This is a genomic window from Brucella sp. (assembly GCF_032066345.1).
Lineage (GTDB): Bacteria > Pseudomonadota > Alphaproteobacteria > Rhizobiales > Rhizobiaceae > Brucella > Brucella pseudogrignonensis.
The window spans coordinates 1-13,254 of sequence record NZ_DAMBKZ010000011.1 but is presented as its reverse complement, the minus strand read 5'-3'; the positions used below and the strand labels follow the sequence as shown (position 1 = coordinate 13,254).

Here is a 13,254-nt window from a genome sequence, read left to right as displayed (position 1 = left end):
ACTTGGATCATATTCGCTATTCTGGCCTCCCGCAATCAGTACAGACAAAACGTTTTTGCAGAATAATCGAAGCTGTTCCAATCCTATCGGACGCACTGTCGCGCGCGCGCCGTCTCAACCTTCCAGATTGGTGGCTCGTTTCCGGTGCGCTTTATAATTCTGTATGGAATGTGCTGAGCGGACGCCCTCATGGCTATGGCATCAAAGACATCGACATCGCTTACTTCGATGGTTCTGATCTCTCATGGAGTGCGGAAGATTCGGCTATTCAAGCGGGCGCTATGGCTTTTGAAGGCTATACGCTGCCTGTCGAGATACGCAATCAGGCGCGCGTTCATCTATGGTTTGAAGAGCATTTCGGAAAGCCCTATCCGCCGCTTCGTTGCGCATCCGAATCGATTGAGCGTTACGTAGCAATAGCGCATTGCGTGGGCGTGAGATTGGCGAGTGATAACACGCTCAATATTTACGCTCCTTTTGGGCTGGATGACATTTTTTCGTTTCGTATTCGGCCCAATCATGCCATCGATAACCGCGAAACATATGAAATCAAGGCTCGCCGGGCGTTGGAATGCTGGCCTGAATTGACTATTCAGAGCTGGGACAAAGAAGGCTGAGACCATAATGAGCAAAGGGACTGGAATGTTTCGTTGGGGTATTCTTTCCACCGCCAAGATTGGCGTTACGCAGGTTATTCCGGCGCTTTGCGCTTCCGATAACGGCGTGGTCCATGCAATCGCCAGTCGCGATCAGGCGCGTGCGCGTGCTGTTGCCGATCGGTTTGGCGCACCGCTGGCCTTTGGTTCCTATGAAGAATTGCTGGCAAGTGATGAGGTGGATGGTGTCTATATCCCGCTGCCAACCTCGCAGCATATCGAATGGACGCTGAAGGCTGCAGAAGCGGGCAAACATGTTCTCTGCGAAAAGCCGATTGCGTTGAAAGCCGAGGATATCGACCAACTGATTGCCGCGCGCAACAAACATAAGGTGACAATCGCCGAAGCCTTCATGGTCTATTACCACCCGCAATGGATCAAGCTGCGTCACCTTCTCGCTGAGGGCGCGATCGGAACGTTGCGCCATGTGCAGGGCGCATTCAGCTATTTCAACAATGATCCTGGCAATATGCGCAATCAGCCGGAACTTGGCGGTGGCGCGCTACCGGATATTGGCGTGTATCCGACCGTTGTTACGCGTATGGTGACAGAGAAAGAGCCGCTCTCGGTTCAGGCATCGGTCGAGTTCGATCCGAAGTTCGGTACTGATCGTTACGCGAATGTGTCGGCACGATTTGATGGCTTCGACCTTACTTTTTATGTCGCAACACAGCTCGCGGCTCGTCAGACCATGGTTTTCCATGGTGACAAGGGCTTTATCGAAGTTCACGCACCTTTTAACACCGGCAAATATGGTCAGGGCCGCATTACGCTCTATAATGGCGGTCATACGGAAGCGACCGAATGGTCGTTCTCCGATACAAACCACTACCAGCTTCAGGCCGAAAACTTCGTGCGTGCCACGAAAGGCGAAGGCGTGATGCTGTTTTCTCTGGAAAACTCGAAGGCAAATCAGAAATTCATCGATGCTATATATCGTGCTGGTAAAAGCGACGGCTTCGTGAGTGTCTGATTTGTGTGACTGGAACAACTGTCAGGAAGAAATCTTTCTGTGTCACATAGCTTGTGACTTGCAGTGAAAAACCGCCTTTCTTATATACGCCTCGCACAGGGCTTTGATAAAAGGCCGGGCGGATTGAAAAATCCTTCCCGACATCACACCTTGAAGCAGGCATTGTGAAATCGATAGGAACCGCTAATGGAACGCTCGGTAGAGGTCTTTGCGGTTTGCTGAATGGAGAGAAATATGGCTAAAGTTATTGGTATCGATCTGGGAACGACCAACTCCTGCGTTGCCGTCATGGACGGAAAAAGCGCGAAGGTCATTGAAAATGCTGAAGGTGCTCGCACGACGCCTTCGATTATCGCTTTCAGCGATAGCGACGAACGCCTCGCTGGCCAGCCTGCGAAGCGTCAGGCTGTCACCAACCCTGAAGGCACTCTGTTTGCCGTAAAGCGCCTGATTGGCCGCCGCTTTGATGACCCAATGGTCACAAAGGACAAGGATCTTGTACCTTACAAGATCGTCAAGGGCGACAACGGCGACGCATGGGTTGAAACCCACGGCAAGAAATATTCGCCATCGCAGGTTTCGGCCATGATCCTTCAGAAAATGAAGGAAACCGCTGAATCCTATCTCGGTGAAACCGTTACGCAGGCCGTTATTACGGTTCCAGCATACTTCAATGATGCTCAGCGTCAGGCAACCAAGGATGCCGGTAAGATCGCTGGTCTTGAAGTTCTGCGTATCATCAACGAACCAACTGCTGCAGCCCTCGCCTATGGTCTCGACAAGAGCGAAGGCAAGACGATTGCCGTTTACGATCTTGGCGGCGGTACTTTCGACGTGTCGGTTCTCGAAATCGGCGACGGCGTGTTTGAAGTTAAGTCCACCAACGGTGACACGTTCCTCGGCGGTGAAGACTTTGACATGCGTCTGGTCGAATACCTCGTTGCCGAGTTCAAGAAGGAAAGCGGCATCGATCTGAAGAACGACAAGCTTGCTCTGCAGCGTCTTAAGGAAGCTGCTGAAAAGGCAAAGATCGAACTTTCGTCGGCTCAGCAGACTGAAATCAATCTGCCGTTCATCACGGCTGACCAGACCGGTCCTAAGCACCTTGCTATCAAGCTTTCGCGCTCGAAGTTCGAAAGCCTGGTTGACGATCTCGTGCAGCGCACGGTCGAGCCATGCAAGGCAGCGCTCAAGGATGCAGGCCTCAAGGCTGGCGACATCGACGAAGTGGTTCTGGTTGGCGGCATGACCCGTATGCCTAAGATCCAGGAAGTCGTGAAGCAGTTCTTCGGTAAGGAACCGCACAAGGGCGTGAACCCGGACGAAGTTGTTGCCATGGGTGCTGCAATTCAGGGCGGCGTTCTGCAGGGCGACGTCAAGGACGTTCTGCTGCTCGACGTAACCCCGCTTTCGCTCGGCATTGAAACGCTTGGTGGCGTATTCACCCGTCTGATCGATCGTAACACGACGATCCCGACCAAGAAGTCGCAGACCTTCTCGACCGCTGAAGACAATCAGTCGGCTGTGACGATCCGCGTTTTCCAGGGCGAGCGCGAAATGGCTGCCGACAACAAGATCCTCGGCCAGTTCGATCTCGTTGGCATTCCACCGGCACCACGCGGCGTACCGCAGGTTGAAGTGACTTTCGACATCGACGCCAACGGTCTCGTCAATGTGTCCGCGAAGGACAAGGGCACCGGCAAGGAACACCAGATCCGCATTCAGGCATCGGGTGGTCTTTCGGACGCCGACATCGAAAAGATGGTCAAGGACGCAGAAGCAAACGCGGAAGCTGACAAGCAGCGTCGTGATGCTGTTGAAGCCAAGAACCAGGGCGAAAGCCTCCTTCATTCGTCTGAAAAGTCGCTGAAGGAATATGGTGACAAGGTTTCGGCTGAAGACAAGCAGGCAATCGAAGGCGCAATCGCAGCCCTTCGTACCTCGCTTGAAGGCGACGATGCTGAAGATATCAAGGCGAAGACGCAGACCCTTGCCGAAGCTTCGATGAAGCTTGGTCAGGCCATGTATGAAGCAGCACAGGCTGCTGAAGAAGGTGGTGCTGCCGGTGGTGAGCAGGCTTCTTCCAACGATGACGTTGTTGACGCCGATTACGAAGAAATCGACGACGACAAGAAAAAGTCGTAAGCCTTGTCCGTAATGCTAAGGCCCGGGACGTCAGTCCCGGGCTTTTGCGAATTTTCGGGACGGTTGCACCGGACGGACAGAAACAACAAGAATAGTCCAGCAGTCATACCACTCGATCAGAGGTGTGATTTGTGTCAAACAGGACCGTGGAGACGCTACCGTAAAGACGGATGCGATCCAGCCGTCGGGATAACGAACTAATGAAGATCGATTACTACGAAGCTCTAGGTGTTGAGAGAACAGCAGACGATAAGGTGTTGAAGACCGCCTTTCGTAAGCTTGCCATGGAGTATCATCCGGATCGTAATCCGAACAATCCGGATGCTGAACGCAAGTTCAAGGAAATCGGCGAGGCCTATGAAACGCTGAAGGACCCGCAGAAGCGTGCAGCTTACGACCGCTTCGGTCATGCAGCCTTTGAAAATGGCGGCATGGGTGGCGGTGGTTTCGGCGGCGGCTTTGGTGGCGCTGGCGGTTTTTCCGATATTTTCGAAGACATCTTTGGCGAGATGATGGGTGGCGGTCGCCGCCGCTCAAATGGCGGACGCGAACGCGGCGCCGATCTTCGCTACAATATGGAAGTAAGTCTGGAAGAAGCTTTTTCCGGCAAGGCCGCACAGATCCGTGTGCCGACTTCCATCACCTGTGATGAATGCTCAGGTACGGGCGCTAAAGCCGGTTCGCAGCCGACCACCTGTACCATGTGCTCCGGTTCGGGCCGCGTGCGCGCAGCACAGGGCTTCTTCTCTGTTGAGCGGACCTGTCCGACCTGTAACGGTCGCGGTCAGATCATCAAGGATCCTTGCGGCAAGTGCCATGGTCAGGGCCGTGTTACGCAGGAGCGTTCGCTTTCGGTCAATATCCCGGCCGGTATCGAAGACGGTACTCGTATTCGTCTGGCTGGCGAAGGTGAAGCCGGAACGCGTGGCGGACCATCGGGCGATCTTTATATCTTCCTGTCGGTTAAGCCGCATGAATTCTTCCAGCGTGATGGGGCTGATCTTTACTGCAAGGTTCCAATCTCGATGACGACGGCAGCACTGGGTGGAGATTTTGAAGTTTCCACGCTTGATAGCACCCAGACTCGCGTGAAGGTGCCGGAAGGTACACAAAACGCCAAGCAATTCCGCCTTAAAGGCAAGGGTATGCCGGTTCTGCGTCAGCAGGCAGTGGGTGATCTCTATATCCAGATCGATATTGAGACGCCGCAGAACCTCTCCAAGCGGCAACGCGAGTTGCTTGAGGAATTTGAACAACTCTCATCCAAGGAGAACAGCCCGAAATCGGCAGGCTTCTTCTCCCGGATGAAGGAGTTTTTCGAAGGTATAGGTGAGTGATGAAAAGGGAGCCGCTTGGCTCCCTTTTTTTATACTTTCCTTATTGTCGCCTTGCCTAACTAATCCAATGCGGCATAAACTTGTCTGATAACGACAATGGGAGCAGTGAGAATGGCAGGACAGCTCGGCAGGAAACTGGCCGCTAAGTTCGATGAGGAAATCCGTTTTTTCAAAGGCTGGATAGACGGACCGAAGGCGGTTGGCGCTATATTGCCGACAAGTTCGATTACCGCGCGACGCATGGCGAGTGTTATCGATACGAAATCAGGCCTGCCTGTTCTGGAGCTCGGACCGGGAACAGGTGTTATCACCAAGGCTATTCTTGCGCATGGCGTGAAGCCTTCCGATCTTTACTGCGTTGAATATTCTTCAGATTTTGTCGAACATCTCGACCGGACTTTCCCCGAAGTGAACATCATCCAGGGCGATGTATTCGATCTGGATAGCGCTTTGGGCAATATGAAAGATCAGAAATTCGACAGCATTGTTTCAGCCGTTCCGATGCTGAATTTCCCAATGCCAAGCCGCATTCAGCTGATGGAAGATCTTTTGTCCCGAATTCCACGCGGCCGTCCTCTCATACAGATTACTTATGGTCCACGTCCGCCAGTGCCAGCTGGCAAAGGCAATTACACTGTGCAGCATTACGATTTCGTCGTGCGCAATGTTCCGCCCGCACAGCTCTGGGTCTATCGTAGTCCGCTCGTCTGACCTTTTACGGAGTATATTAATCAATGACGGCAAAGATCCTGATCTTTGCGGGTTCTACCCGCAAAGGCGCTTTTTCAGGCCATATGGCAGAGGCGGCTTCCAGAGAGCTGGCGGCACAAGGTGCGAGCATCACGCATATTTCGCTGGCTGATTATCCGCTTCCCTTCATGAATGAAGATCTGGAAGCTGAAGAGGGTATTCCAGAAAACGCCATGAAGCTTGGTCGTCTCTTTTCCGAGCATGACGGTCTGATGATCTGTTCTCCGGAATATAATGCATCGATCCCGGCGCTTCTCAAAAACACGATCGACTGGGTCAGCCGTATTTCGAAGGATGGCGATAAGCCGCTCAAGCCTTATGCGGGCTTGACTGTCGGGCTTTGTTCGACTTCCAATGGTGCTTTCGCCGGTATGCGTGGGCTTTATCACCTGCGCGCCGTTCTTATGAATGTCGGCACGCATATTGTGACTGAGCAGTGTTCCGTTAGCGGTGCCGCCGATGCTTTTAATGATGATGACACTCTCAAGAATGAGCGTCAGGCAAAGATGCTGAGCGCTGTATGCGCGAGCCTGATTAAGCACTCAGTCAATCCGGGGCGCTGATAATTGGCACTATCTGCACATTTCAGGGCGCGGTATCTTTCGTTCCGCGCCCTGTTGTGCGAATAGAATAATCCGACCGGAGCGGAGCGAGGATCGATAAGATTATGCTTCAAGTAAAAGACTTTAGAGCGCCGATCTGATTAAATCCGATCGAAACGCGCTCTAAAACTAAAAATCACAGCGGAGATTTCCATGACGACGAAAGACTTGCGCGATCAGTTGATCGTGGGCCTCGATGTGCCAACCGTTGCTGAAGCGGAAAAGGTAGTTGAAGAGCTGGGCGATGCGGCCACTTTCTACAAGATCGGCTATCAGCTTGTGTTTGCAGGCGGTCTTGATTTCGCAAAGAGTCTGATTGCGGCAAAGAAAAAAGTCTTTCTCGACATGAAGCTCCTCGACATCGACAATACCATTGCCAAGGGTGTGGAAAATGTCGCGAAGATGGGCGTTTCCATGCTCACCCTCCATGCTTATCCAAAGGCCATGCGTTCAGCTGTGGAAGCGGCCAAAGGCTCTGATCTTTGCCTGCTTGGCGTGACTGTTCTGACCTCGATGGATGATGCTGATCTGAAAGAAGCAGGCTATTCCGATACGCCGGAAGCACTGGTGCTCAAGCGTGCGCAACAGGCGCGGGACGCGGGCATGGGCGGGATTGTTGCGTCGGCTGCCGAAGCTTTTGCCATTCGTCAGGCCATCGGCCCCGATATGGCCGTCGTTACCCCAGGTATTCGTCCGGCGGGAGCCGAGAAGGGCGACCAGAAGCGGGTCATGACACCAGCCGATGCGTTAGAAGCCGGTGCAAGCCATCTCGTCGTTGCGCGACCAATTGTCGGTGCAGGCGATCGCAGGGCTTCAGCCCTTGCCATTCTGGAAGAAATGCGCTCGGTTGCCTAATCGGTTTCTGAGGAGGATGATATGACCAAAGCCTATTGGATCGCCCGCGTGGATGCCCGTGATACGGAGCGCTACAAGGATTATGTCTCGACCGCCAAGCCTGCTTTCGAGCGCTATGGTGCGAAGTTCATCGCTCGTGGCGGTAAAGCCGAAGCCGTTGAGGGTCCGGGCCGCGCCCGCAATGTCATCATCGAATTTGAAACGATGCAGCACGCACTTGATTGCTACAACTCGCCGGAATATCAGGCTGCAAAGGCCATTCGCCAGACTGTGGCGGACGGCGAAATCGTCATCGTCGAAGGTGTATAAGCATGTCTCCCAAAAGTGGGAACCGGTTTTGGGTTAAAGACATGCGAAAGACAAAGAACTAAAGCGTGTACGCTTTAATTATAGCCTGACCGGCGGATCATGACGTCCGCTGATCGAAAGATCTAGCAATATGACCTTGCCCGCATGTGGATCAGCATTGCGGGCATTTTCATTCATGCCTTCATGAGCGCTGGTGACGATCAGCACAGAGGCGTCTGCGCCGATAAAGGCTGGGCAGGTTGGCTGGCTAACAGGAAGCTTGATCGAGCGTATCAAACGGCCCTGCGGCGAGTAGGCATTGAGCGCACTGCCGCCCCAGCAAGCATTCCACAGTGTTCCTTCTGCATCTACCACCGAGCCATCGACGCCACCGTCTTCCACGCGATGATGGAACACACTTTTTTCCGAGACCGGCAGCCCGGTTTCGGGATCAGTATCGACCCGCCAGATGATATTGCGGTCAGTATCGGCAAAATAAGCGATCTTGCCGTCCGGCGAAAAACAGATCGAATTGGTGATCGTGATGCCAGAGAAAAGCTTTTTGACTTGCCCCTCGCGATACCACCAGATCGAGCCAGCATCCTTCTCGGCCTTTTTGCCCATGGTGCCGATCCAGAAGGAACCTGACGGATGCACACGCGCATCATTGGAGCGCGTAACGTCATTATCGGCTTCCAGCGGATGGTGCAGCGTCAGGCGTCCACTGCCACGCTCGCGAACAAACAGACCGTGTTCGCTGACGATCAGCTGCCGTTCACGATCAATGACTGCAAGCGCGCTGGCTTTCATGCCCAGATCATGCGTGCGGATTGCACCACTATCGTCTCGTTCAATCAGTCGCTGGCCGAGAATATCGAACCACCAGCACTGACCGGTCAGCGGATCATAGCCCGGACCTTCCCCCAGTTCTGCGATATGTTCGGCAAATATGGTTGTGTTGACTGCGCTCACCTGTTCCTCCCGGGCTTTGCCGTTTCAACATAATGAAGCAGGCCGATGCGATCCAGTTGCAAATATTTAAGTGATCAGAAAGTTCTATGTTGCTTGGCGAAACCGTTTTAAGTTCCGGCAACTGAGAATCGCGAGGAAATCATGTCGCTTAAAGTTGCGGTCCAGATGGACCATATCAGCACGGTCAATATTGCAGGTGACACCACTTTTGCTCTGTCGCTTGAAGCGCAAAAGCGCGGCCATGAGCTGTATCATTACACGCCTGATCGCCTTTCCATGCGTGATGGCGTTGTTACAGCGCGGCTTGAGAAGCTTGAAGTGCGCGACATCAAGGGTGATCATTTCACACTGGGCGAGCCTGAGCGTTGCAACATGCTGGATATGGATGTGGTGCTGCTGCGCCAGGACCCGCCATTCGACATGAACTACATCACCAATACGCATCTGCTGGAGCGCATTCATCCAAAGACGCTGGTGGTCAATGATCCGGCCTGGGTTCGCAACAGCCCGGAAAAGATTTTCGTTACCGAATTTCCCGACCTGATGCCGGAGACGCTTATCACCAAGGATCCACAAGAGGTTCTGGAATTCCGCCGTGAATTTGGAGATATCATTCTGAAGCCGCTTTACGGTAATGGCGGCGCAGGCGTGTTCCATCTCGCAGATGGTGACCGTAACCTGACTTCGCTTCTGGAAATGTTCGGCCAGCTCTTCAAGGAGCCGTTTATTGCGCAGCGTTACCTCAAGGATGTACGTGCCGGTGACAAGCGCATCATCCTGATCGATGGTGAACCAGTTGGCGCGATCAATCGTGTGCCTTCGGAAACCGATGCGCGCTCCAACATGCATGTCGGTGGTCGCGCTGAACAAAGCAAGCTGACGCCGCGTGAGCAGGAAATCTGCGCCCGCATCGGACCTTCGCTTAAAGAACGTGGTTTCATTCTCGTCGGTATCGACGTGATCGGCGATTATATGACTGAGATCAACGTGACTTCCCCAACGGGTATCCGTGAGATTGAGCGCTTCGACGGCACCAATATTGCCGCCCTCTTTTGGGATGCAGTTGAAGCTAAGCGCAAATAACACGCGTCTCTTCGGCGAAAAATTCATAGGGTCGGTCTGGAAATCAGATCGACCCTTTCTCTTGATTGCACCTATCGAAAGTGCTTAAATCCTATGGTTGTATTTAAGCACTTTCTCACGTTTGAGATGTGCTGCGTGTTATGCGGGGGCATATGGTAGCGCGGGTGGGGACGGTTGCCTTTCAGGGCATAGAGGCGGTGCCTGTCGATGTGCAGGTGATGGTGGCTCCGGGTAAAATGGGTATGTCGATTGTCGGCCTGCCCGATAAGGCCGTGGCTGAAAGCCGGGAGCGGGTGCAGGCAGCGCTCCATGCATCCGGGCTTTCCATGCCGACCAAGCGTGTGACAATCAATCTGGCACCCGCCGATCTACCCAAAGAAGGTTCGCATTACGATTTGCCGATTGCGGTCGGGCTGATGGCTGCCATTGGTGCTATTCCTGCCGATGCCATCCAATCATACATGGTGCTGGGCGAACTGTCGCTTGATGGCACGATCACGGCAGTTGCAGGCGTGCTGCCTGCAGCAATCAGTGCAAACCGCGAGGACAAGGGGTTGATTTGCCCACATGCCTGCGGCTCGGAAGCGGCATGGGCGGGTGCAGATGTTGATATCCTCGCGCCACGCAGCCTGATCGCGCTGGCCAATCATTTCAAGGGAACGCAGGTGCTGACACCGCCTGAACCCTCCATGCGCGTTTCAAGCGAAATGCAGCCTGATCTGGCTGACATCAAAGGGCAGGAGACTGCCAAGCGTGCTCTGGAGATTGCAGCCGCTGGTAATCACAATTTGCTGCTAGTTGGCCCTCCAGGATCAGGTAAGTCCATGCTGGCGCAGCGACTGCCTTCAATTTTGCCAAAACTCAGCCCGCGCGAGCTGCTTGATGTGTCGATGATTGCATCTATCGCTGGTGAATTGTCGGGCGGAAAGCTTTCTGACCGCAGTCCGTTTCGTGCGCCGCATCATTCCGCATCCATGGCGGCGATGGTGGGTGGCGGTTTGCGGGCGAGACCGGGCGAGGTGTCTCTCGCACATAATGGCGTACTATTTCTCGATGAGTTTCCCGAATTCTCGCCACAGGTTCTCGATTCGCTCCGCCAGCCGCTGGAAACAGGCGAATGCATGATTGCGCGCGTCAATCACCGCACCAGCTATCCGGCGCGGTTTCAGCTGATTGCGGCAATGAATCCATGCCGATGCGGTATGGCAGGAGAGCCGGGACATACATGCGCGCGTGGACCGCGTTGCCAGAGTGATTATCAGGCACGAATTTCCGGCCCCTTGCTGGATCGCATCGACCTGCGCGTTGATATGCCGGCTGTCTCGGCGCTTGATCTCATACAGCCATCGCAGTCTGAGCGAAGTGAGAGCGTCGCCAAGCGCGTGGCGCGGGCGCGGGCGATCCAGAGTGCGCGCTATGCAGCGCTCGGGCTCGATGCGTCGATGACCAATGCCAATTGCTCGGCAAATCTGATCGAGGAAGTGGCAAGACCCGACGCCGCTGGTGTTAAATTGTTGCGCGATGCCAGCGAGCAGATGCGCTTTTCCGCGCGCGCTTATCATCGCATTCTGAAAGTGGCCCGCACTCTGGCTGATCTTGACGGTGTCGATCAGATCAGCCGGATACATCTTGCCGGTGCGATTTCCTATCGTATGGGAGCAGAGAGGCTGTCTTCTGTGGCGTGAAAACCGCCACAGAAGTCCTGATCCTCATTGGTTCAGTTTGCGTGAAGTGTCACGGAGCCATTGTTGAGGAAACAGGCTTTGCTGAACAATGACAGGTCAAGTGGATTGGGAAGGCGTACGTCGCTTAAATCCGGGCAAGTTTTGATCTCAGCATCGAACGAGCGGTCGATCTGCGAGATGCAGAGAATGGTCATGCCTTTGTTGCGTGCAAAAGCCTCTAACGCTCGGATCTGCATCATCAGTTCCGGCGTCTCACGCTTCTGATCCAGGAGTTGAAGATAATCGATCACGATGCAGGTGCCATGCGGTTCGTCTTGCGCCTGACCGATTATGTAATCAGCACTGATTGCCTCGGATGTGTCGAACACGAACAGATCATTGAAGTCGCGCTCATCGACACCAAGCATGTCAAATCGCTTGGTAATGTCTTTTCGTGTGTAATCGAGAGAGTAGAACAGACCGCGCTGCTCCTTTCTCATCGCCTCAATGAGGATTTCAAGACTGAGCAGTGTTTTGCCATGGCCCGGACGTGCGCCCACCAGAACCAGATCGCCGGGATGCAGGCGTGCATATAGCGCTGCTGCTGAAACCTCGTCTGATTGTTTGTGTGTCAGCATACTCCAGCTTTTGAAGCCTTCGCGCGCTGCAATACGATCCAATGCAGCATGGAGAGGTATATTCTCATCACGCGACATAAGTTTCGCACGGCGTTTCAAGTGATAGATGGGAGCCGACAATTTCATCAAAACCTCCTATGCGAGCCATAATAGCAATCCCTCCTTATGCTTTCGCCCGAACAGTTGGTTCGATGGTTAGATTTCCCGCATGAATAATGCTTTCCCGATTGGAGGGGGGAGGCTTGGAAGCAGCCAGAATCAGAGCTTAATCCAGTTTTATTTTGCAGGAAATAGTTCAACGACAGACATGCGTTAAAAAGAAAGGGCCGGAGAGTAAAACACTCTCCGGCCCTGCGTTTCATACGATGTTCGTCTGCTTACTTAACCGAGCCAACCAGCAGATTGTCCTGAGATTCGATTGTGACCCAGCGACCGGTATTGTTTGCGGCCTGACGCTTCAGATAGGTGTAGTCGGTTTCATCCCAACGCAGAACTTCGTCAGTCAGATTGTCGAGAACGAAATCGCCACGATCTGTGCGAACGGTCAGAACCGCATGGCCTTCGCCGTCTGGCTTGCGAACAACCGTGATCAGCAGGTCGGTCATCGGAATGCCAGCCTTGGCCAGTTCACGCTGCTTGAGCAGAACATAGTCTTCGCAATCGCCAACAGTGGTCGGGTAAGCCCAATATTCCTCTACACCGTAGATTTCCATATCGGTCATCGGCTTGATGCGCTCATTAACCGAGAGATTGACGGTCTGAATATTCTGCCAGTTGGCGTTGTTGAGCAGAAGCGGGCGGGTATCGCGGCTCACGATGTTGCATTCAGCAGCTTCACGCTTGCAGAACTCGTAATGACCGATTGGCTGTGAGGTCAGTTTACCTGTCTGCATATAGGCTCCCGATGCAGCCTGAGCACCAAAGCTCGAGACGAGAGCAGCAATGCCAATGCTGGCAGCAGCGATAAACTTAATGCTCGAGCGAACTACGCAAAACATACTCAAAGCCCTTTTCACAGCCCGCACTGGGCATTTATTAACGAAAAGTTAAAATATGAAACATGGTCTGAGTCAATTGAGACTGTGGCGTCTTCGCCCAACATCTTAATTAATGGTTAACGCGGGTATGTATCTGTAAATACATCTATAAATTGTATCTATGGATGCAAAAAACCGCCGCTTGGAAGGCGGCGGTTAGGAAATTACTTATATAAAATATAGGCTTATGCGAAATCTGCTGCCGAAATGGAACAGCTTTTAAATAGGGGCTGGAGAATGACAGCCATCCTCAT

13 protein-coding genes are annotated in these 13,254 nt (G+C 53.3%); 10 read left to right on the top strand and 3 right to left on the bottom strand.

Annotated elements, in window-relative coordinates:
• Positions 1-2 precede the first annotated feature (2 nt).
• The 8 genes from RT142_RS14515 to RT142_RS14480 all read left to right on the top strand — a co-directional run bounded on the left by RT142_RS14515 (position 3) and on the right by RT142_RS14480 (position 7,627).
• A complete protein-coding gene (locus RT142_RS14515) occupies positions 3-617 on the top strand; it encodes a nucleotidyltransferase family protein (RefSeq protein ID WP_313029529.1) in 615 nt (204 codons plus the stop codon).
• Between the two features lie 25 nt (positions 618-642).
• Positions 643-1,629: a Gfo/Idh/MocA family protein gene (locus tag RT142_RS14510; protein WP_112804522.1), complete on the top strand. Its 987-nt coding sequence runs from the start codon at positions 643-645 to the stop codon at positions 1,627-1,629.
• A gap of 234 nt (positions 1,630-1,863) precedes the next feature.
• Complete coding sequence (dnaK, locus tag RT142_RS14505; protein WP_007872704.1) at positions 1,864-3,774, top strand: molecular chaperone DnaK; 1,911 nt, start codon at positions 1,864-1,866, stop codon at positions 3,772-3,774.
• A gap of 200 nt (positions 3,775-3,974) precedes the next feature.
• Positions 3,975-5,111, top strand: a complete 1,137-nt coding sequence (dnaJ, locus tag RT142_RS14500) for a molecular chaperone DnaJ (RefSeq protein ID WP_007872706.1) — start codon at positions 3,975-3,977, stop codon at positions 5,109-5,111.
• Positions 5,112-5,222: 111 nt separating this feature from the next.
• Positions 5,223-5,822, top strand: coding sequence for a phospholipid N-methyltransferase PmtA (pmtA, locus tag RT142_RS14495; protein WP_007872708.1), 600 nt, complete (start codon positions 5,223-5,225; stop codon positions 5,820-5,822).
• Positions 5,823-5,845: 23 nt separating this feature from the next.
• Positions 5,846-6,424 carry an NADPH-dependent FMN reductase gene (locus RT142_RS14490; protein WP_112804523.1) on the top strand — a complete coding sequence of 193 codons (579 nt, stop codon included), beginning with the start codon at positions 5,846-5,848 and terminating at the stop codon, positions 6,422-6,424.
• Between the two features lie 192 nt (positions 6,425-6,616).
• Complete coding sequence (gene pyrF, locus RT142_RS14485) at positions 6,617-7,318, top strand: orotidine-5'-phosphate decarboxylase (RefSeq protein ID WP_112804524.1); 702 nt, start codon at positions 6,617-6,619, stop codon at positions 7,316-7,318.
• A gap of 21 nt (positions 7,319-7,339) precedes the next feature.
• Entirely contained in the window at positions 7,340-7,627 is a 288-nt protein-coding gene (locus tag RT142_RS14480; RefSeq protein WP_007872716.1) for a DUF1330 domain-containing protein, read from the top strand.
• A gap of 78 nt (positions 7,628-7,705) precedes the next feature.
• On the opposite strand, the gene RT142_RS14475 is transcribed toward RT142_RS14480, so the two are convergent.
• Positions 7,706-8,578 carry an SMP-30/gluconolactonase/LRE family protein gene (locus RT142_RS14475; RefSeq protein ID WP_112804525.1) on the bottom strand — a complete coding sequence of 291 codons (873 nt, stop codon included), beginning with the start codon at positions 8,576-8,578 and terminating at the stop codon, positions 7,706-7,708.
• A gap of 141 nt (positions 8,579-8,719) precedes the next feature.
• Between RT142_RS14475 and gshB the strand changes: the two genes are divergently transcribed.
• Both gshB and RT142_RS14465 read left to right on the top strand, forming a co-directional pair.
• Positions 8,720-9,661, top strand: coding sequence for a glutathione synthase (gshB, locus tag RT142_RS14470; protein ID WP_313029521.1), 942 nt, complete (start codon positions 8,720-8,722; stop codon positions 9,659-9,661).
• Between the two features lie 152 nt (positions 9,662-9,813).
• Positions 9,814-11,346 (top strand): YifB family Mg chelatase-like AAA ATPase, encoded by a 1,533-nt coding sequence (locus RT142_RS14465; protein ID WP_112804527.1) that lies wholly within the window; start codon positions 9,814-9,816, stop codon positions 11,344-11,346.
• A 32-nt stretch (positions 11,347-11,378) separates the two neighbouring features.
• Here RT142_RS14465 and RT142_RS14460 read toward each other — a convergent pair whose 3' ends face one another.
• Together RT142_RS14460 and RT142_RS14455 are read right to left on the bottom strand one after the other, a co-directional pair.
• Positions 11,379-12,089 carry a DNA helicase gene (locus RT142_RS14460; protein ID WP_313029516.1) on the bottom strand — a complete coding sequence of 237 codons (711 nt, stop codon included), beginning with the start codon at positions 12,087-12,089 and terminating at the stop codon, positions 11,379-11,381.
• A 251-nt stretch (positions 12,090-12,340) separates the two neighbouring features.
• Positions 12,341-12,961 (bottom strand): transglutaminase-like cysteine peptidase, encoded by a 621-nt coding sequence (locus tag RT142_RS14455; RefSeq protein WP_007872739.1) that lies wholly within the window; start codon positions 12,959-12,961, stop codon positions 12,341-12,343.
• Positions 12,962-13,254 lie beyond the last annotated feature (293 nt).

Coding starts and splice junctions, on each gene's coding strand:
- pyrF (WP_112804524.1), top strand. CDS start 6,617: ATGACGACGAAAGACTTGCGCGATCAGTTGATCGTGGGCCTCGATGTG.
- dnaJ (WP_007872706.1), top strand. CDS start 3,975: ATGAAGATCGATTACTACGAAGCTCTAGGTGTTGAGAGAACAGCAGAC.
- RT142_RS14465 (WP_112804527.1), top strand. CDS start 9,814: ATGGTAGCGCGGGTGGGGACGGTTGCCTTTCAGGGCATAGAGGCGGTG.
- RT142_RS14510 (WP_112804522.1), top strand. CDS start 643: ATGTTTCGTTGGGGTATTCTTTCCACCGCCAAGATTGGCGTTACGCAG.
- gshB (WP_313029521.1), top strand. CDS start 8,720: ATGTCGCTTAAAGTTGCGGTCCAGATGGACCATATCAGCACGGTCAAT.
- RT142_RS14455 (WP_007872739.1), bottom strand. CDS start 12,961: ATGTTTTGCGTAGTTCGCTCGAGCATTAAGTTTATCGCTGCTGCCAGC.
- RT142_RS14490 (WP_112804523.1), top strand. CDS start 5,846: ATGACGGCAAAGATCCTGATCTTTGCGGGTTCTACCCGCAAAGGCGCT.
- RT142_RS14460 (WP_313029516.1), bottom strand. CDS start 12,089: ATGAAATTGTCGGCTCCCATCTATCACTTGAAACGCCGTGCGAAACTT.
- dnaK (WP_007872704.1), top strand. CDS start 1,864: ATGGCTAAAGTTATTGGTATCGATCTGGGAACGACCAACTCCTGCGTT.
- RT142_RS14480 (WP_007872716.1), top strand. CDS start 7,340: ATGACCAAAGCCTATTGGATCGCCCGCGTGGATGCCCGTGATACGGAG.
- pmtA (WP_007872708.1), top strand. CDS start 5,223: ATGGCAGGACAGCTCGGCAGGAAACTGGCCGCTAAGTTCGATGAGGAA.